Source organism: Acinetobacter tibetensis, assembly GCF_023824315.1.
Taxonomy (GTDB): domain Bacteria; phylum Pseudomonadota; class Gammaproteobacteria; order Pseudomonadales; family Moraxellaceae; genus Acinetobacter; species Acinetobacter tibetensis.
Genome location: NZ_CP098732.1, coordinates 1,771,502 through 1,791,234, shown reverse-complemented (window position 1 = coordinate 1,791,234; position 19,733 = coordinate 1,771,502). Strand labels below are relative to the sequence as shown.

The window sequence follows — 19,733 nt, the reverse complement described above, 5'->3', positions numbered from 1 at the left end:
AAATAAAAGAATAATATTAATGACCTTAGCAGACTTACCTGACATACAAATCACTCATCATGCTCGTGCAACGCGGTTACGTTTACGTGTTGAGCCTACTCAAATTCGCTTAACCGTTCCGAAGTTTTGTAGCCAAAAACAAATACAGGCTTTCTTGGGTGAGTCTGAGCAATGGATGATTGAGACTTGGCAAAAACAACAAAATAAAGTGGGGCAGCTTGATCGAAGCCTACCGATACAATTGAACCTGTTTAATCTAGAGCAACCTTTAGCAGTTATTTATAAAACACAAAAGCAATCTTTTATTTTTGATGAACAAAATCATCAGCTTTGGGTGAGTGATCGACAGCCTGAACAATATTTAAAAGCTTTTGTGATTGCTTATGCAAAGCAGCATTTACCATTTTATTTGGCACAAATTGCTGGTGAGACGGGTTTACAATATTCGCAGTGCAGTATTCGGCAACCTAAAACGCGTTGGGGGAGTTGTAGTGCGAAGCACGACATTATGTTGAATAGTGGTTTAGTGTTGTTTCCTTTGGAAATTACACGCTATGTGTGTGTGCATGAATTGGCACATACCGTTTATTTTGATCATAGTGCTCATTTTTGGGCAAAAGTGGCTGAATGCGATCCAAACTTTAAACAGCATCGTCATACCTTAAAAAATACAACATTACCTTTTTGGTGGTTCTCTTCTTGAAATACCTAAATTTTACGATGTGATTGATGTGATTGATGTGGTCGATTTGAGTTTGAATGAGTCAATAAATCATCTACACTGCGGTTACTTTTAGTACAAATTTTTGGTATTGGGCGTGAATTTTACAGATACCCATTATTTTATATTAATTGTTCCAGCTTGCCTGATCTTAATGGGAAGCTTGTTTTTAATATGCCATTATTTTTATCAGGCTCCCAAATACTTATTTTGGCTAGGTCTAGGCTATATCGTGCCTTCTTTTTCAGTGGCAGCACAAAGCTTTATGTCTAATTTGGAGTTGGCTTTGTGCGCGCCTTTACTGGGAGGGATGTATTTATTTGGGGCTTGGGCAAGCGCTTATGCAATGGCATTAAGGAAAAAAGCCCATGCGCATTCGTATTGGTGTTTTGGTTTAATTGTGATAGCACTATTGTTGCTGAGCTATTTTTCATATATAGACAATGAATTATGGATCAGGATGTTGATTCTTAATTTTGCTATCGCAACAGTTGAGTCGTTGGTTTTATTTTCGATATTTCGGCATTATCAAGATATCGATATCTTCAATAAGATTGTAGATTTCTCTTATTTTTTTATTGTAATTTATACCTTTGTACGCAGTTTAATTATTTATCTATTTTTAAGTAATATTGAAGCGGACATGCTGGTCACCTCTGTTTGGTGGTTAATTATGCTTGCTGCCAGTATTTTTTTAAGCATGTGGTTTGCGATTGTTTTGTTAGGAACTTTGGTGCGAGATATTATTTATAAGTTGAATGATGAGCGCTTGAAAGACCCATTAACCAATTTATTAAACCGACGTGGTTTTTATGAAAAGGCCAAGTCAGCACTTTCATGTATATCGCAAGACACCTATTTTTTGCTCATGTGTGATATTGATCATTTTAAGCGTATCAATGATCAACATGGGCATTTGATTGGCGATAGTATTCTGCAACAGGTTGGGCAGATTATTCGAGAAAATGTTCGAGATCAGGATTTGGTTGGGCGTTTTGGTGGTGAAGAGTTTATTCTGCTGCTACAAGTAGACGACCAACATCAGGCTTATACAATTGCCGAACGTATTCGGGTCAATATAGAAACTAGTCAGTTATCAGTCAGCAAAATATCAGTGACTGCCAGTTTTGGTTTAGCGCAGATCTTTGAGCAAGATTTTATACGGGCAATTGGTGTTGCTGATCAATTACTGTATTCCGCGAAGCGATCTGGACGGAATTGTATAGGTTTGGATCATACCAAAGTGATTTCTCCCTGCATTGAATTAAAGCTTTAACAACACTAAAACATATAAAATCCAAGTAAAACAGTTTAGAAAGCCTCAACTTCCTGTCATACTACGCAGTTACAAAATGGCTGCTTTTGAATAGGGGTAAAACGCGTGATTTCAGTAGGTATTGTTGGTGGAACAGGTTATACAGGTGTTGAATTGTTGCGCCTATTGCTTCGACATCCAAATGTACAAGTCAATGTACTGACATCACGTACCGAAGATGGTCGCCGTGTCGATGATATGTTCCCTAGTCTACGTGGACATACAGACCTGAAATATTCAGACTTAAATATCGAACAATTAAAACAGTGTGATGTGGTGTTTTTTGCGACACCGCACGGCGTAGCCATGAAGCATGCAGAAGAATTGGTCGCAGCAAATACTAAAGTAATTGATTTAGCAGCAGACTTTCGTTTGCAAAATTTGGTGCAATTTGAAAAATGGTATGGCATGCAACATGCTTGCCCTGAACTGCTTAAAGATTCGGTCTATGGTTTATCAGAACTGAACCGCGAAAAAATTAAGCAGGCAAATGTCATTGGTAATCCTGGTTGCTACCCTACAACGGTACAACTTGGCTTAGCACCATTGTTTAAGCATAGCGACACATTGGTTAAACCTGAGAGTATTATTATTGATGCGAAATCAGGTGTTTCTGGTGCTGGACGCAAAGCCAGTATGGGTATGATTTACACTGAAAATGCTGATAACTTCAAAGCTTATGGTGTAGCAGGACATCGTCACCATCCTGAAATTGTAGAAGCCTTAGAAAATATTTCTGGTCAAACCGGTGTTTTTGATCAAATCTTATTTGTTCCGCATTTGGTACCTATGATTCGTGGCATGCTCAGTACTATTTATGTGGACCTAACGGATGCGGGTGCTGCTGTCGATTTACAAACATGGTATGAACAATTCTATGCAAACGAAAGTTTCGTGGATGTAATGCCTGAAAACAGCTCACCTGAAACACGTTCAGTACGCGGGGCCAATCAATTGCGTATTGCTCTATATAAACCACAACCTAAGAAATTAGTGGTTTTAGTTGCGCAAGATAACTTGGTCAAAGGTGCTGCTGGTCAGGCTGTTCAAAATATGAACTTAATGTTCAGTTTTGCTGAAACAGCAGGACTAGAAGGCATTGGTTTATTACCATAAAACTTATTAAATACCTTCACACACATTTAAATTTAGATTTAAATGTGTGTTTTGAATAATTCAAAATAAGAGATGACGATGCAGAATACTGACTCGAACACTACGTCACAATCGAATGAACCTGTCAAAAAGCCTTTTCTTGAAACCAATTTACCTTTGGTGATTGGTGCTGCCGTTTTGGTACTCGGAAGCGGGTTTATTGGCTATTCGGTCGGACATCGGCAGGGTTTAACAGTGGTTGGTTATGATGCAGATGCCGAACAACTGGTTGAAGTTGTACAAAAGCAAAAACAAACGCTTGAAGGCTTAAACAAAAGTATGAATACCGCGGTACAAGAGCGTGATGTTGCAGTCAGTAATTCAAATGATTTATTCACCGCACTCAATCAAGCGAAAGACAGTGAAAATCAAGCCCGTAGTTTGGGTGCACTTTATCGTGAAGTGTTGCGCCAGCGTGGTGGTCTAAGCTTAACTATACAAAATTTAAGCATTAAGCCTTTACCTGAAAATGCTTTTGAATATCAGCTAGATTTAGTGCAAGTTAGCCCAAGTAAACGTAATACTTCTGGGGAAGTAGCCTTACATCTGATTCAAGGCACTGAAGTTTTGGTTGTTCCAATGGAAGATAAAAACTTTAACTTTGATGAATACGAGCGTTTGACTGGACGTTGGACAATGCCTAAAGGCTTTACCCCGCAATTTGTAGAAGTTCGTTTAACTGGAACGAATACACCTGTAATTAAACGCTTTAGTTGGGCGAAAGGGAATGCAGTTGAGTCACCATCTGCCAATATCTCTGAAATTCCTCAAGCTGAAGCAAATGCTCAATAGTTGTAAATGATCATATGCGAAATTCGAAACGCCCAATTTGTCTAAACGACATTAAAAGTAGTTTTTATCAGTCTGGTTTAGTCGACTGGCATTTTAATCCGCGTTTAGTGGATGAACCTCAGCACGATGAGCATGGGGATGTTGCTGTACAAACTGCGCCACCCGAATTAAAGCGTCCATCATTGTATGCTGTCGTTTTAATGAACGATGATTACACCCCAATGGACTTTGTAATTGAAATTTTACAACAATACTTTGCAATGAATCTTGACCAAGCCACTCAAGTAATGTTAACAGTACATTACGAAGGTAAAGGTGTTGCAGGCGTATATCCAAGAGACATCGCGGAAACCAAAGCGAACCAAGTCAATAATTACGCTCGATCTCAAGGTCATCCACTACTTTGTCAGATTGAGCCAAAAGATTAAGGGGGTTACATGCTCAGTCGTCAATTGGAAGTATCATTACGTTTGGCTGTAAGCATGGCTCGTCAAAAGAGACATGAGTTCTTAACAGTTGAACATTTATTATTGGCATTACTAGACAACGACTCTGCTGTGAATGCATTAAAAGCATGCGGTGCAGATATCATCGTCTTACGGAAAGAATTAGAAGAATACGTAGAACAACATACTCCGAAACTTGGTGAAAACAGCGATCAAGCACCACATCCCACTGAAAGCTTTGATCGTATTCTGCAACGCGCCATTTTCCACGTACAATCGAGTGGCGGTGACCGCACTGTAGAAGGGGCAGATATTTTAGTGGCAATGTATTCCGAACGGGATTCATTTGCGGTCTATTTATTAAAACGTCATCAAATTAATCGTTTAACTTTAACGCAATACTTGTCGCATGGTACGCGTAAAGATGAAGTCCAAGTTGAAGAGGAAGCCGAAGAGTTGGATGGGGAGTCCACATCTTCAGCCAATGCAGGTCCATTAGAGCTTTACACGACCAACCTGAATCATGAGGCACAAAAAGGCAAAACTGATCCGCTCATTGGTCGTGAAAAAGAAATTGAGCGCGCGGCACAAATTTTATGCCGTCGCCGTAAAAATAATCCATTACTCGTTGGTGATCCAGGTGTGGGCAAAACTTCTATTGCAGAAGGTTTGGCTTGGCTTATTGTTAATGGTAAGGCACCAAAGCCGCTTGCAAATGCTGAAATTTTTAGTCTAGACATTGGTGCATTAGTTGCTGGGACTAAGTACCGTGGAGATTTCGAAAAACGTTTAAAACAATTGTTAAATGCGTTGAAGAAAAGACCTGAAGCTGTCTTATTTATTGATGAAATTCATATGATTATTGGTGCTGGCTCAAGTATGGGGAGCACAATGGACGCATCGAATTTAATCAAGCCAGCTTTGGCGAATGGATCATTGCGTTGCATTGGTTCAACCACATTCCAAGAATACCGACAAGTGTTTGAAAAAGATCATGCACTTTCACGTCGATTCCAAAAAATTGATGTTAATGAGCCATCTATTTCTGAAACGATTGATATTTTACGTGGCTTAAAATCTAAATTTGAAGATTTTCATCATGTGAAATATGACGATAAGGCACTGGTTTCGGCAGTAGAACTGTCTGCGAAATTCATCAATGATCGTTTTTTACCAGACAAAGCGATTGATGTAATTGATGAGGCAGGCGCACAGCGTCGTTTGAAAGCTGAACAAGATGAAAGCTTGATTACTGTTGAAAATATTGAAGATATTGTTTCGAAGATTGCTCGGATTCCACCGAAAACAGTATCCAAAGATGATAAAACAGTTCTGGAAAATCTTGAACGTGATTTAAAACGCGTAGTGTTTGGTCAAGATGAAGCAATTGATGCATTGTCTTCTGCCATTAAGCTGTCACGCGCGGGTTTAAAATCTCCAGACAAGCCTGTCGGAAGCTTCGTTTTTGCAGGTCCTACAGGGGTCGGCAAAACAGAAGTCACCAAACAGTTGGCGAAGTTGCTCGGTGTTGAACTGGTTCGTTTCGATATGTCTGAATATATGGAACGTCATGCAGTTTCACGTTTGATTGGTGCACCTCCAGGTTATGTGGGTTTTGACCAAGGAGGCTTGTTAACCGATGCGATCCATAAGAATCCACACTGTGTATTGTTGCTTGATGAAATTGAGAAAGCACATCCAGATGTCTTTAATTTGTTATTACAAATTATGGATCATGGCTCGTTAACGGATAATAATGGTCGTAAATCAGATTTCCGCAATGTGATCTTGGTTTTAACCACGAATATTGGTGCAGAAAGTATTTCTCGTATCAGTATTGGTTTTATGGAACAAGACAATAGTCGTGATAATCAGGAAGCGATGAAACGAGCATTCTCTCCAGAATTCCGTAACCGTCTGGATGGCGTGATTCAATTCAAAGCACTCCCTACGACTGTTATTGAGAGCGTGGTAGATAAATTCTTGACTGAGCTGCAAGCGCAACTCGATGATAAGAAAGTGATGCTTGAAGTCGATCAAAGTGCGCGTGAGTGGATGGCTGAACATGGTTATGACCGCCTCATGGGTGCTCGACCAATGCAAAGATTGATTCAAGAGCATTTGAAAAAACCACTTGCTGAAATGATTTTATTTGGTGAGTTGGCAGAACATGGTGGCAACGTAGCAGTTTCTGTGAAAATGGAAAATGGTGAAGCTGTTGGTTTGAAACTTGAAGTGTTTGAAGATCAAACTGCTGAACCCGCTTAATTTACTTTTTTGTCAATAACCCGTGTTTACACGGGTTATTTTTTGCTTATTTTTTAGTAGTGCTTTATTTATATTTTCTGACGGTGACAAATATCTCTATGGATATGCCATTAATCAAAATTTTGACCACAGTTTGCTTATTTATACTTACAGCAATTGCTGAGATTTTAGGTTGCTATTTTCCATATTTAATTTTAAATCAAGGACGCTCTTATTGGTTGTGGATCCCAACAGCGCTTAGTCTGGTAATTTTTGTGTGGTTACTGACTTTGCATCCTGCAGCTTCTGGACGGATTTATGCTGCTTATGGAGGAATTTATATTTTTACTGCACTCATGTGGTTACGATATGTCGATCAAGTCATGCTTTCAAGATGGGATGTATTGGGTGGGGTAATTGTATTGGCTGGGGCTGCAATCATTATTATGCAACCCCAAGGACTCATCCGTTAAACTTAGTTATTCAAAATTACAGTCGGAGTTCTTTAAAGTTAGATTATAATTTTTTTGTTCTGAAGTGAGTTTAATTTGAACTTGATATGGATTTACTCTTTGGAATTGATGTTCGAAAAATTTAGGACAACTATGCACTAATGTTTTTTTCATCATTTCGTGAACTTGATCATCACCAATGTCTTGGGCAAATTGTTTAAAGTCTGGCGAAGTAATTAGCCCTGAAATTTCCATCCGATTTGCATATAAGCGCATTTTTTCAATCACGATGTTTTGATCAAGTTGATAGGGCATCGTACGAGAATCTTCATCACTTATGTAATCTAAAATTTCATTCAGCGCAGTTGAATTTTTAACGGTGTAATTTGTATCGATGATTTTTTTCTTTAATAAATATTGATCTAAATCTGTAGGTTGTGCCAAAGCAATCATGGTGAAAGTCGTGGTGAATACACCAAGAATAATAGTTTTTAATTGCATATGTTTAATCACTTATAGACATTATGGTTTTGATTATATCTTCGCCGAAATAAAAAAAGCACCTAAAGGTGCTTTTTTTATAAGTATTTCTTAGTCTTTTTTAAGATTTTCATTAATGAGAAATTCAACCAATGCCTTTTGAGCATGTAAGCGATTTTCAGCTTCATCCCAGACTACAGCATTCAAATGGTCTAGCATGGTTTCAGAAATTTCTTCACCACGGTGAGCAGGCAGGCAATGCATGAATAAACAGTCAGAGTGAGCGAGGTTCATTAAGCGTTCATTGACTTGATAATCAGCAAAAGCTTTTTCACGGATTTTTTGCTCTTCTTCTTGCCCCATACTTGCCCAGACATCGGTCACGATCAAGTCAGCATTCACTGCTGCATCTTCCGCAGAGTCTACCAATTCAACACAGTGAGCAAACTCAGATAAGAATTTCTCCTGTGGTTCATAGCCTTTCGGTGCAGCAATTTTTAATTTGAAGCCCCACATATGTGCCGCTTCGATATAAGAATTACACATGTTATTGCCATCACCAATCCACGCGACTGTTTTACCTTCGATTGACCCACGATGTTCTAGGAAAGTTTGCATGTCGGCAAGTAATTGACATGGATGATGGTCATCTGTCAAAGCATTAATCACAGGAACTTTTGAATAAGAAGCAAAACGTTCAACAATATCGTGTCCAAAAGTTCGGATCATGACAATATCTAACATGCTTGAAATAACACGTGCTGAATCTTCAATCGGTTCGCCACGACCGAGTTGGGTATCTCGTGGAGATAAGAAAATTGCACTGCCCCCAAATTGGCTCATTCCTGCTTCAAACGAAACGCGTGTACGGGTGCTCGATTTTTCAAAAATCATGCCCATAACTTTACCAACGAAAGGTTGAAAAACTTCGTTGTCGTGCTGTTTTCGTTTCAATTCGATTGCACGATGCAAAATTTGGTTGAGTTCTAAAGTCGATAAATCGCGTAAAGTAAGAAAGTGACGTAGAGCCATGGTTACTCCACAATAATTGCTGTTTCATGTACAACAATTAGTTGTTGGTTGGTTAAAAGAAAAGACTAACAGTTATATACTAAAAATGTTAGGAAATGCAAAAAAACTAGGTTTTTTGATGACCGTCTAAGAAGCGGTCGACACAATAATGAATATATTTTAAGTTTTCTTGCTCATTTTCTTGTACATAGATATTCATCAGCACTTGCCATTCTAAATTACGTACGATACCAAAAAAGAGTTGGGCGGAATATTGCGGTTCTTCGCACCGAATAAGTCCGAGCGCATGGGCTTTAGTTAATATACAAGCAATCGCATTTTGAATATGCTTTGGACCTTGTTCATGGATATGTTGAGCAAGCTGCGTACTACGTTGGGTTTGTTCCATAATGAGACGAAAGAACGAAGCATTTTCAGGTAAGACAAGATGAATTTGTAAATGCAGTAAAGTTTGAATGAGATAATGCCGTAAGTCGTCTTTCTCAATATCGAAGGGCATACAAATATCTTTAAAAAACTGCTCACGACGGTAGTCACAGATTGCGGTAAATAGACCTTCTTTATTGCCAAAATATTTGTAGATCGATGCTTTCGAGCCACCTGCATGGTTGACGATATCGTCTAATGAAACTGCATCATAGCCATGTTGTAAAAACAACTCATTTGCACTTAATAAAAGTGCAAGACAACGCTCATGCCCACGTTTGGTATGTGGCACATCACGTGCGAGCGGTTCTAAATCTGCTATATCATGCATGTTTTTGAAAAGTATCTTTAAAAATCACTTGAAATTATAGCAAAAGTTTGCGCAATTTTACTTAATCCATAGTATTTATATGTATTTCTCATGTTATGAGATTAATTAATAACACTATATTTATATATTGTTCTTGTGCATTAACATTTAGATTGGTTTGCTTATAACATGGAGTAAGGTTTCTCCATGTTATATTGTTATTTAACTTGTTGTGCTATTGAGTCTATTAAACTTATTGTGCAATCACTTTGACTAAAATGGTCTGACTTTCTTCAAAGTCATCTTGAATTTGTTTACGCTGTAACTCCTTACTTTTCACTTTGAAATCTCGATTTTGAAAGTGAATAACTAACGGAATTTGATCAAAATATTGGCTATCTGCATCTAATTCCTCTTCAAACAGTGATGTGCCAAGCTGATAATCTTTACTTTTTAAAACCACATATTTGACGGTTGTTTTCATTGTAATCTCTGCCTTTGTTTCTATGCTTTATTTTTAGTTGTATCAGTTTTTAAGCACGGAATAAACCGTTATGCTTAGAGGTTGACTAGGAATTGGACAAATAGCACTTTAAATGGCGTAATGAAGTGTAATGGGGAAATTATGCTCAAGCAATGTTGTAATGAATTAGAACGCCAACAGCTTAAAATAGCATTCATAGAAAGTGCCAGCTCAGGTTTTTTATGCAGCCAATTTTCTATTTATAAGCATAGCGGTGCAGAAATTTTATTGGGCAGTTTGGTCTGTTACGATCCGAGTATTAAGCTACAAGTGTTGCATATTGCCCCAGAATTAATTCAGCAATATACAGCTGAGTCGGCAGAGGTTACACGAGCTTTGGCAAATGAGGGGAAAAAACTATTTACCAAAGCCGATGTGATTGTGGCTTGTACAGGTTTATTAAAACCTGGCGGTAGTGCAACCACAGAAAAACCAGAAGGGACTTTTTTTATTTCAATTCTTTTTTCTGGGAAATTACATGATTATCGTTATTTGATTACAGGGACGCCACAACAAAGATTAAATGTACTGACAGAAAAAGTCGCAGCGTCGGTTTTGTTATTAATCACGATGGACAGTAAATTGTCTGCGAAGTAAGAAAGATTAGAGGTTTGGCTAATAATGTTTTATTTTTGTCTATAAATGTCAAAATTTGTCACACTTTTGGGTTGTAAATGTAGCTTAAACGTGTCTAAATAGGACTACCATCTTAATATGGGGGTGGGGTATGAACGCTTTAGAATTATTAATAACGTCATCGTCGGTTGTGATGTTGATGGTTGTAGTTTATGCCTTTGGGCAAATGATGCATTAACGACTTTGAAAATATCATCTTATTTTTAAAAGTCAGATAAACCCTAGTTATAAAACTAGGGTTTATGCTGTGTGGTATAAAAAGAACAGCTTCTTTTTTAACTCCACCAATAACGCAAAATATGAAAAAAAATCGGTGCTGAGAAGCAAATTGAATCTATGCGGTCTAACATACCGCCATGACCATGAATAAGTTGTCCCCAGTCTTTGACACCTCGGTCTCTTTTAATTGCAGACATGACCAAACCGCCAAAAAAGCCAAAGATACACACAATCAATCCAATGAGTGCTGCTTGCCAATAACTAAAGGGTGTTAGCCATTTCATAAGAATGCCTAGACCTGTTGCCAAGAAAATACCGCCTAAAAGACCTTCAATGGTTTTGGATGGTGAAAGTATCGGTGCAACCTTGTGTTTTCCAAATAGTTTTCCGCAAACATATTGCAGCACATCAGAGGCTTGTACCACAATAATTAGCCAGATGGCTAACCAGATTTTTTCGCCTTGAAAGCCAGGTAATTTTAAATTGATGAGTGCCGGAACGTGCGAAATACAAAACACACAAACCATGAGTCCCCATTGGATTTTGGCACTGCGCTCTAAAAAGTGTTTGGTGTCTTCCTGTTTCAAACTAGCGATTGGGATTAACAGAAAAACATACAATGGAATAAAAATGGAATATAGACCGTACCAATCGATATAGACCAAATAATATTGATAAGGAATAACAAAATAAAAAGCGATCAATAATGGAAAATAATCACCACGGCGTGTAGGCAGTAGACTGATAAATTCTCTCAGTGCAAAAAGTGAGATAATTGCAAAAAGTAAAATAAAAGTAACTTTTCCCATTAGTATTGCTGTAGCAAGCACAATGAGCATGACCCACCAAGCATTGATACGTGCGTTTAAATTATCAATAACAGGTGAAATTTGCTGAGCAGTACGTTTTTTTAAGATCCAGCCCACGGTTGAGGCAAAGACCAATATTCCAGTAAAAATTGCAAAGAGCAAATAGGTTTGCTGTAAGTTGGTTGCTGTCATTGGAACTCAACCTCTTTCAATTCTAATAATGCTTTTTGTGCTTGCAATAAGAAGTCATTTTTATCTGTATGGACTGTGAATGTTAATGGAGCACCAAAAATCACAGTCGATAATAAGGGTAATGGGACTAAAGCCCCTTTGGGCATGACACGTTTAAGGTTGGAAATCCAAACAGGAATGACTTCAACATCTGGAAATTGTTGGCTTAAATGATATAGCCCGCTTTTAAAGGGTAACAGTTCGACATCATCATTTAAATTACGCGTTCCTTCGGGGAAAAAAATAATAGAATCGCCTTGCTGAAGTACATTTTTAATCGGTTCAAGTGGATCTGATTGCCCATTATGATTCCTCTGAATCGTTACACCTGTAAATGTGTCATGAATCAGAAAACGTCGAAAGCCATCTTTTAGCCAATAATCTGACGCTGCGACTGGTCGAGTTCTACGACGGATAGGTGTTGGCAATGATGACCACAGTAAAATAAAATCGATGTGGCTATTGTGATTGGCATAGTAAATTCGCTGTTTGGTGGCAGGTTTGCAACCGACCCATCGACTACGTGCACCTGTTAACAGTCGTGCGCTACGACGGGTTAAAAAAGCAATAAAACGTGCCAGTGACTGAGAAAGAAAATGGGCTTTATGATCGGTTTCAGTTGAGGAAGAATTTGTACTTTGCATAACGTCACCGAGTTTTATTTTTGTTGTAATAAAAATATCATGAGCGATATTAAAACGATATATTGGCATAAGACCAGAAATACATGAAGCTTAAATAAGCGCATACAGCCTTGAATGCGAATATCCCAGCTACGCTGTTGCTTTTTAGCAGGAATGAGTCCTAATTTGAGTAAACTCTGGTCAAGTTTTTGCGTTTTTTGTGCTATGGATTGTGCATCTTCAATGTGCTCTGAGTTAGTCCCCATCAAACTTAGCAGCTCGGCATCGAACTTAATTCGAATACTCAGATAATGTTGAAGTAGACATAAAATAAAAATAACGATGAGAGAAAGATAAACGCCAATCGACTGCCAAGCATAAAAAAAATAGCACAGCACGGAAAGCGTAAATGCGACATAGCCTGCATGACGGATACCGTCTGTATTTTGTAGTAACTTGGCGACAATCAGTAACTTCATGTCTTGGCCTGCTGTAAATATTGTTTTTGATAGGTATCTATCGCTGCGAGTTGCTGAGCATTCAGTACAATCCAAGGTCGAGCCTGACGAATGATTTGAATGGCATCATCCACTCGACTGGCATGTCCAGTTTGGAGCAACCATGCAGCAAGTATACTGCTACTGCGTGAATATCCTAATGCACAAAAAATCAGAACTTTCTTATTGCCGTACTGTGAAGACATCAGTTGATTCAATGCTTGTACTGCAAGATTTAGCTGTTGTGCTTGTAATGGAATGAGGTCAAGACTTAGATATTGTTGATAATCGTGTAGTGGTTCTAAAGGAAGTTCAGCGCAACAGTCAAATAAACCATCATACTGCTGCATGTTTTGAGTTGAAGGAATTCTGCCTAGAAAAATCTGAGTGTTCTCTTTGGTCAGAATTAAAGAATCGTTGGGATGTGTTCTGGTCCAGATACGGCTATTGAGTTTTGCGAAAAGAAAATAAGGCGCAAATAAAACCCACGCTGCAATGCTCATCGTGCCATCTGGTTGTTTCTGAAAAAAATGTGGACGATTGAGGCTATAAGCGCAAGCAACCAAAAGTAAACTGCTTGCGGGATAAGCCAACCAAAGCATCCATCCTTTAAAAAACAGAGCTAAAAATGTCAGAAGGAGTGCTGCAATGAGGTAATAACTGCCTAACTTGAAATGCTTTAAAGTTCGCTGTTGTACTTTTTGTGTTTGTAATGGAGATGATGCATACAACGGAAATAACCACAAACAGAATGCCCCAACCCAAATGCCAGTCGGGATATCAATAAAATGATGCTGCCATGTGGTTAGTACCGATACACCTATGAGAAAACTCCAAAGATCGACAAACCAGCGATAAGAGGAAGGCACATGTCGACGATAGAAATCCCATAAGATCATTAACAGGACAATATGTAAGGATGGGGCTTGATTAAAGGGTTTATCAAAACCCATCAGAATATCAAACCAAACACCGAAGAAGCCTTGTAGTTCGGGGCGCTCAAAACTGAATTTCAGTGGAAATAATAAAAAACAGCCAATAGAAATCAGTTGCGCGCTGAAAAGTCGCAACACATGCTGTTTGAGTTCAAATTTATTCCAGCACAGCAACAGCGAAAGTCCATAAAATAAGTCGATTGACCAATAAGGAACAATCGTCCATGGCCATAGTGGAATATATTTTTCCCAAGAGAACACAATGCTTGGAACGTAATTCAGCCCCGCAGCATAATGATTGGCAAAGCCGTAACTTAAAAAGAAAAAAGGGGCAAGAAATAACAGGCAGAGTATTCCCCATTTCCATGTACCTGCCTGATGTGTGAGTGCCTGCATAGAATATTACGACTCAATTTTTTGCGCGACAGAAACCGTAAAAATGCCGAACTCATCAATACATTGATCAATTTTTTTAAAACCTGCTTGTTCGACTAACGCATCCATCTCTGCCTGTGAACGTAAGCGCATAACCCATGCTTCGCCCTGACGATGTGAAGTGAGTGCACGGGCAATAAACTCTTGCTGCGGATGCCAAATCTGTCCCGTATAAACTAGATAGCCATCTTTGAGCATGGCTTTATATAGTCCAGCTAGGGACTGACGTAATAAATCATTATCACTAAACAACTCATAGAGTCCTGAAACAACAGCTAAGGTTGCTTTGGGTTTAATGTTTGCGAGAGACGCCGTATCAAAGGCATCGGCTTGAACAAAAGTTGCAATTTCGTTTAAGCCTCTTTCTTGAATGAGTGTTTGCCCAGCTTTGACATTGAGTTCGCTATAATCACGTAGCAGAATAGATTCGGGTTGTTTAGGTAATTGTGCAACCGCATCTAAAATATAACGCCCATGTCCAGCCGCAATATCTAAGATACGAACAGGTTTACGTTTTTTAACCAATAGTGCGGCATATTTTTCCAGTAGAGATTCGATATTTTGTTTACGAGCTCGAATGCCACGCCAGCCAATCGCATTTAAATACTGTTGATCAATGACTTTACCCAGTAAATTCTGGCTTTCTGGTTGATTACGATAGACAAAGTCTAGGGTGCTGCCAGAGTCATAACCTGTTTGTTCGCCAATTTTAAGGCCTTTAGAAAACTGACTACCAAATTTGAGTTGACGTTGAGTCAAATCCCAAAACAGTTTCTTAAGAGATGTTTTTGGTAGTGTCTGACTAAATTGTTCAGCAGTTGAGCAACTTGCGCCAATTTTATCGGCATTTAAAACGTCAGGCGTATCATAAGGATGTGCAAAACACTGTTGAATAAAGCGACGGACTTTTTTAATGGCAATCTCACGGTTTTGTTCACCTAAAGTGTCGTGAAAAAAGCCGTCTAAAACATGAAATTCTTTATTGGGATGCGCCAAACGTTCATAAAAGTCTCGTTGTGGTTTCTGCTCTACCACAAAGTCGGCACCCGAACATAGGACTTGAGTGGGTACATAGATATTTTGGGCATCTTTAACCAATCGTTCGGCAGCATCATACAGACCAAGCAACATACGTACAGAAATGGCTCTGGCAATTTTCGGGTCATGATCATATTGCTGTGCACGGTCTAAATCATGCGTCAGCATTTTGGCTTTAACATAACTTTGGATAAAGAAATTGCCGCGTAATTTATTCAGTAACGTTAAACCTTGTTTAGCAAAGGGGACATACAACTTAATATCAAAGGCAGGGGATGCTAAACATAAGGCACGAATTTTAGGTGCATAGTCATGTACCCATGTCGCTGCCAATACAGCTCCGACACTTTGAGCAACTATTGCAATATTTTCAGGTGGGATAGCGTAGGTCTGTTCAATATGCTGAACAAAATATTGAATGTCTTTCACACAAGCAGAAAAGCTGGGTGCATCGCCACGTTCACCAGGTGATTCACCATGACCGCGTGCATCCCATGCAAAAAAATCAAAATCAGGCAGGTCTAACTCTTCAACCAAATGCGCCATACGACCCGAATGTTCATGCCCACGATGAAACATCACAATGGCTTTTTTCTCTGGGTTATGTGATGAAGCCCAGTGTTGATAGAACAAGGATGCACCATCATGGCTAATGAAATGTTGCTGACTATTGTTATAAGGCATTCTTTATTGTCCTAATGATCAATTAATGTGAAGTATTTTGAATCGCATGACGTATGCGGTTATAGATGGTTATCATGAGCAAAAGCGCAATGATGGCTAATAAGCCATTACTCATTAATTGTTGTAGTTTAAATGTGACATGTTCTGAAAAATATTGGCTGAGTGTATAGAAGACGGCCAAAAGACTAAACCAGAAAGCTCGGTCGCTTTTCCCCATAGGCCCATCATAACGGCGTTCTTGACCAATAACAGGAGCCATGACTCCCGCATATTCACTGAGGATGGCTAAGAATACGACGCATAACAGTAAAGGCGCAGATATACAGCTTAAAACGATAAAGCACAAATATAGCGCCGTATCTGAAATCACATCACACAATTCATTCAGATAAGCACCCAATTTAGATTGTTGTTTGAATTCGCGTGCCAACATGCCATCAATTGCATTAAATGCCATGCGAATAAGCATCCAAATGGGAACAAGTAGGAAATAAAAAGCATTTGCCTGTGTTGGCTTGTTAAAAATAAAACCTAACCAACCTGCTAAAAGCAACGAAATGAACATGGCAAATAAAGTAACCTGATTTGCCATAATGCCATGTTGATATAAGCGACGAACGAAAGGTCGTAATAAATTCTGAAAAGCAGGTTTAAGCTGATAAATAGAAGGCATTGGCTTTTTTTTAAGTATCGTATTTTGCTTGAATTGTACCCATTTCAGGAAGTTGAATTCAAGCTAGATGAATTTCAAAACTAATAGCCTAAGTAGAATTCACATTTTGATTATGAAATGCCTATAATCATGCGGTTTATTTCAAGAGTAGAAGCAAGATGACGCCAGCCTGCAAATTACTAAAAAGCAAAAAAATTGATTTCTCTATTCATGAATACGAGCACGATGCCAATGCGAAAAGTTTTGGTTTAGAGGCAGCAGAAAAGCTGAACTTAAAAGTAGAGGAAGTGTTTAAAACACTTTTAGTCACTGATGATAAGAACTATTACGTTGCGATTTTACCAGTACATCATTTACTAAACTTAAAAAAAGTAGCCGCTGCGGTTGGGGCAAAAAAAGTGCATATGGCCGATCCTAAAGATGCCGAGCGCTTAACAGGTTATTTGGTTGGAGGCATTAGTCCTATTGGACAAAAGAAAAGACTTAAAACTGTGATTGATGAAAGTGCTCAAACCTTAGCAAAGATTTACGTCAGTGGTGGAAAACGTGGCTTAGATATTGGGCTGGCACCACAAGATCTGCGTGAAGTATTAAGTGCAGTGTTTGCAGATGTGGTTGATGAATAATTGCGATATTTTGCTAGATGAATTTAAGCTTATTTTTGAAGTGTTGCTGACCTGATGATTCAGGTATCTGATTTTGCTAAAAGGTACATGCAGTCGTTTTATGATTTGAGTCTAGATTGTATTATTTAATCAGCTGATTTGTTTCGATAAAGTCAGAATGATAATATGCCCGACCTTAATATGTAGCAAACAGGGATGAAATAAGATGGGTAAATGTAGGATTATAGCAACGCTATGCATGAGTCTTTTGCCTTTATGGGGGTGTTCTGTAGCACCTGTAACAGCGCCTCCGCCACCAGATGCTATGATAATACCTATTCATGACTCAGATGTGATGACTCGACAATTCACGACATCATTGGCCGATTTAACGCCTGTTGCGCATAGTACCCGACCTTCCGCCGTGATCTTTTTTAATAAAGGTGTGAATGCCGAAAAATTTAACAAAGCACTGTGTGAGGGCTTTGTACAATTAGAAACTGCCGAGGATGTTGAGGCGAGTGAAGGCGTGGCTATTGAGCATCAGGTTGTAACTAAAGTGCCTGTAACAACAAATTTGTCGCAAAATACCCGTGATTGCGATTTGATTTTAAGGGTATATGACTACAATCTTGCGGAAAGTGAATTGGTTAAGCTCAACCCTAAGTTGGTGTATTCAACTGGCCCTTTTATCGCGGTATATAATCCTAACTCGTCTCAGATAGATCAGATTATTGATTTAAGAGGTACCTCTACAGCAGATTTGAAGAAATTTGGGAAAAACTGGAGTGCTATCTTTACTCAGGCAGCTCAGCAGCATGAGCAAATGAATTCAAATAGATCAAATTTAAATGAAGCAAAAGAATTCAATATTTGGCTATTCGTTCGAGATTTATTTCAGGCTTCGGTCTGTGTCACAGATCCTAATCTGATCTACATTTTTAATGAGCCTGCTGGAAAAATAGCAGATATTGTGTGTAAAGGGACGAAGGTATAAGTTTGTATAAGCCCATCATCAGATGGGCTTTTTTATGCAGTTTGCTTACCAAGCTTAGATCGCGTAGTATGCACGTCCAAAGTTGGATACGTCCTGATATCCATTTTACATGCTTTGCTGATGTAAATATTATAAGTTCTAGGCAAAATGCCTCTTTATAGAATAATCTCCAAACTCCCGAATGGTCTTATTTATGAAATACTTTTTGTTTGCAAAGGCTCAATATATGAGTAATTAAGTTGATTTTTTTAAATGGCTGGACCACAGCAAGAGCCATAAATGGCGATGAAATACGTGTGAAAATTATCCCTCTGAAGCGAAAACAAAATAATTTATCTGGTGTGAGTTGGGTCGAAGTGGGCAAACAGATTGAATTTGAGTCTGGTGAAAAATGCTCTCTCAATGTTGATGGTAAATCGTTTTATACCGCACTGCACAAACTTTACAAATTAAATAGTTAAATATTCTATTATTTAGTCAATAAAGCGTGTATAGTTGTGCGCGCTAGAACAATAATTTTATTGTGTTTACTGATTTTATTGTGTTGTTGATTTTCATCCTGCATTTTATTAAAAGTTTATGTTTAATAAATTATTTTCTATTATTTGCTCAATCGTATAGGAAATATATTATGTCTAATTTAACTACTGGTACTGTAAAGTGGTTCAATGAAACTAAAGGTTTTGGCTTTATTGCTGCTGACAATGGTGAAGATGTATTCGCTCATTTCAGTGAAATCCAAACAAATGGTTTCAAAACTTTGCAAGAAGGCCAACGAGTACAATTCACTGTTACTGCAGGGAAAAAAGGTGCTCAAGCTAGTGGTATTACAGCAATCTAAGCTTTAATCCATTGCTTAAAGTATAAAAGCTCGCTTTAGGCGGGCTTTTTTATTGCATAGTGAAAAGTATGGAGTTTGGTTATTTTATTCAAATCTGTTTGTTTTTCACACAATAAGTAAGTAATTTAAAATAAAGTTTGCTTTATCTTCCAGTAGGGCGTATAAAGTCAACTCGTTGATGCGGGATGGAGCAGTCTGGTAGCTCGTCGGGCTCATAACCCGAAGGTCGTTGGTTCAAATCCAGCTCCCGCTACCAACGAGAAAAGATTCAAAGTTTATAGCCCAATCTTATTAGATTGGGTTTTTTTATGCGTGATTGGTCGCTTTGAGACGAGTAATCCACACATCGAATGCAGTGTTTTATAGGTGTGTGTTGCAGTGAAAGTGTTGGTTCATTGTCATGTTGGCTTATTTAATCGTTATGTCTGCTATGCGGAAGACTGAGCTGCTTCTTATCGTTCTTCTATGAGCTTTCTATTGTGAGCCTCTTTGATCCTATGTGGTGAGTGATTCTGTAGATCAATTTAATCAACCACAGATTGTTTTCTAAAATAAAACTTTAACTGATTCGAGTGTACGAAAAGAGCCTGAAATTTTTGATGCCTTTTTAG

22 protein-coding genes and 1 tRNA gene are annotated in these 19,733 nt (G+C 38.5%); 13 read left to right on the top strand and 10 right to left on the bottom strand.

All coding sequences use genetic code 11. The features are described from left to right. The first annotated feature begins 19 nt into the window (after positions 1-19). The 7 genes from M5E07_RS08705 to M5E07_RS08675 all read left to right on the top strand — a co-directional run bounded on the left by M5E07_RS08705 (position 20) and on the right by M5E07_RS08675 (position 7,149). Positions 20-703 carry a YgjP family zinc-dependent metalloprotease gene (locus M5E07_RS08705; protein WP_252218527.1) on the top strand — a complete coding sequence of 228 codons (684 nt, stop codon included), beginning with the start codon at positions 20-22 and terminating at the stop codon, positions 701-703. A 172-nt stretch (positions 704-875) separates the two neighbouring features. Further along, positions 876-1,997 (top strand): GGDEF domain-containing protein, encoded by a 1,122-nt coding sequence (locus M5E07_RS08700; protein ID WP_252223761.1) that lies wholly within the window; start codon positions 876-878, stop codon positions 1,995-1,997. Positions 1,998-2,102: 105 nt separating this feature from the next. Further along, positions 2,103-3,152, top strand: a complete 1,050-nt coding sequence (argC, locus tag M5E07_RS08695; protein ID WP_116760636.1) for an N-acetyl-gamma-glutamyl-phosphate reductase — start codon at positions 2,103-2,105, stop codon at positions 3,150-3,152. 78 nt (positions 3,153-3,230) lie between these two features. Further along, positions 3,231-3,983: a DUF6776 family protein gene (locus M5E07_RS08690; protein WP_116760634.1), complete on the top strand. Its 753-nt coding sequence runs from the start codon at positions 3,231-3,233 to the stop codon at positions 3,981-3,983. Positions 3,984-3,997: 14 nt separating this feature from the next. Further along, positions 3,998-4,411 (top strand): ATP-dependent Clp protease adapter ClpS, encoded by a 414-nt coding sequence (gene clpS, locus M5E07_RS08685; RefSeq protein ID WP_116760632.1) that lies wholly within the window; start codon positions 3,998-4,000, stop codon positions 4,409-4,411. Between the two features lie 9 nt (positions 4,412-4,420). Then, positions 4,421-6,697, top strand: coding sequence for an ATP-dependent Clp protease ATP-binding subunit ClpA (clpA, locus tag M5E07_RS08680; RefSeq protein ID WP_116760630.1), 2,277 nt, complete (start codon positions 4,421-4,423; stop codon positions 6,695-6,697). A gap of 98 nt (positions 6,698-6,795) precedes the next feature. Beyond that, a complete protein-coding gene (locus M5E07_RS08675; RefSeq protein ID WP_252218524.1) occupies positions 6,796-7,149 on the top strand; it encodes a YnfA family protein in 354 nt (117 codons plus the stop codon). A 6-nt stretch (positions 7,150-7,155) separates the two neighbouring features. On the opposite strand, the gene M5E07_RS08670 is transcribed toward M5E07_RS08675, so the two are convergent. The 4 genes from M5E07_RS08670 to M5E07_RS08655 all read right to left on the bottom strand — a co-directional run bounded on the left by M5E07_RS08670 (position 7,156) and on the right by M5E07_RS08655 (position 9,860). Then, positions 7,156-7,629, bottom strand: a complete 474-nt coding sequence (locus M5E07_RS08670; RefSeq protein ID WP_252218522.1) for a hypothetical protein — start codon at positions 7,627-7,629, stop codon at positions 7,156-7,158. 90 nt (positions 7,630-7,719) lie between these two features. Further along, positions 7,720-8,640, bottom strand: a complete 921-nt coding sequence (gene argF / locus M5E07_RS08665; protein ID WP_116760624.1) for an ornithine carbamoyltransferase — start codon at positions 8,638-8,640, stop codon at positions 7,720-7,722. Positions 8,641-8,746: 106 nt separating this feature from the next. Then, positions 8,747-9,397, bottom strand: a complete 651-nt coding sequence (locus tag M5E07_RS08660; RefSeq protein WP_116760622.1) for a TetR/AcrR family transcriptional regulator — start codon at positions 9,395-9,397, stop codon at positions 8,747-8,749. Between the two features lie 232 nt (positions 9,398-9,629). Beyond that, positions 9,630-9,860, bottom strand: coding sequence for a hypothetical protein (locus tag M5E07_RS08655; RefSeq protein ID WP_116760620.1), 231 nt, complete (start codon positions 9,858-9,860; stop codon positions 9,630-9,632). 141 nt (positions 9,861-10,001) lie between these two features. Here M5E07_RS08655 and M5E07_RS08650 point away from each other — a divergent pair, with 141 nt between their 5' ends. Continuing rightward, positions 10,002-10,496 (top strand): CinA family protein, encoded by a 495-nt coding sequence (locus tag M5E07_RS08650; protein ID WP_116760618.1) that lies wholly within the window; start codon positions 10,002-10,004, stop codon positions 10,494-10,496. 314 nt (positions 10,497-10,810) lie between these two features. On the opposite strand, the gene M5E07_RS08645 is transcribed toward M5E07_RS08650, so the two are convergent. Genes M5E07_RS08645 through M5E07_RS08620 form a run of 6 tightly spaced genes read right to left on the bottom strand, consistent with a single transcriptional unit; the run spans position 10,811 to position 16,679 of the window. After that, the gene (locus M5E07_RS08645) at positions 10,811-11,755 is read right to left on the bottom strand and encodes a phosphatidate cytidylyltransferase (protein WP_116760616.1); all 945 of its coding nucleotides are present in this window, start codon (positions 11,753-11,755) and stop codon (positions 10,811-10,813) included. Beyond that, positions 11,752-12,438, bottom strand: coding sequence for a lysophospholipid acyltransferase family protein (locus tag M5E07_RS08640; protein WP_252218520.1), 687 nt, complete (start codon positions 12,436-12,438; stop codon positions 11,752-11,754). Before M5E07_RS08640 ends, M5E07_RS08645 begins: the two co-directional genes overlap by 4 nt. Before the next feature lie 14 nt (positions 12,439-12,452). Next, on the bottom strand, positions 12,453-12,896 hold the full coding sequence (locus tag M5E07_RS08635) for a hypothetical protein (protein ID WP_252218517.1): 444 nt from the start codon (positions 12,894-12,896) through the stop codon (positions 12,453-12,455). After that, positions 12,893-14,245 (bottom strand): phosphatase PAP2/dual specificity phosphatase family protein, encoded by a 1,353-nt coding sequence (locus M5E07_RS08630; protein ID WP_252218515.1) that lies wholly within the window; start codon positions 14,243-14,245, stop codon positions 12,893-12,895. Before M5E07_RS08630 ends, M5E07_RS08635 begins: the two co-directional genes overlap by 4 nt. A gap of 6 nt (positions 14,246-14,251) precedes the next feature. Continuing rightward, positions 14,252-16,006 carry a bifunctional alpha/beta hydrolase/class I SAM-dependent methyltransferase gene (locus M5E07_RS08625; RefSeq protein ID WP_252218514.1) on the bottom strand — a complete coding sequence of 585 codons (1,755 nt, stop codon included), beginning with the start codon at positions 16,004-16,006 and terminating at the stop codon, positions 14,252-14,254. A gap of 22 nt (positions 16,007-16,028) precedes the next feature. After that, a complete protein-coding gene (locus tag M5E07_RS08620; RefSeq protein WP_252218513.1) occupies positions 16,029-16,679 on the bottom strand; it encodes a CDP-alcohol phosphatidyltransferase family protein in 651 nt (216 codons plus the stop codon). Between the two features lie 158 nt (positions 16,680-16,837). Here M5E07_RS08620 and ybaK point away from each other — a divergent pair, with 158 nt between their 5' ends. From ybaK to M5E07_RS08595, 5 genes are all read left to right on the top strand, one after another. Next, the gene (gene ybaK, locus M5E07_RS08615; RefSeq protein WP_116760604.1) at positions 16,838-17,305 is read left to right on the top strand and encodes a Cys-tRNA(Pro) deacylase; all 468 of its coding nucleotides are present in this window, start codon (positions 16,838-16,840) and stop codon (positions 17,303-17,305) included. A 238-nt stretch (positions 17,306-17,543) separates the two neighbouring features. Further along, positions 17,544-18,281 carry a hypothetical protein gene (locus M5E07_RS08610; protein WP_252218511.1) on the top strand — a complete coding sequence of 246 codons (738 nt, stop codon included), beginning with the start codon at positions 17,544-17,546 and terminating at the stop codon, positions 18,279-18,281. A gap of 239 nt (positions 18,282-18,520) precedes the next feature. Next, entirely contained in the window at positions 18,521-18,742 is a 222-nt protein-coding gene (locus M5E07_RS08605) for a transposase (RefSeq protein WP_116760600.1), read from the top strand. Between the two features lie 170 nt (positions 18,743-18,912). Then, positions 18,913-19,122: a cold-shock protein gene (locus tag M5E07_RS08600; protein WP_016167826.1), complete on the top strand. Its 210-nt coding sequence runs from the start codon at positions 18,913-18,915 to the stop codon at positions 19,120-19,122. Positions 19,123-19,301: 179 nt separating this feature from the next. Then, positions 19,302-19,378 (top strand) — tRNA-Met (locus M5E07_RS08595). Positions 19,379-19,733 lie beyond the last annotated feature (355 nt).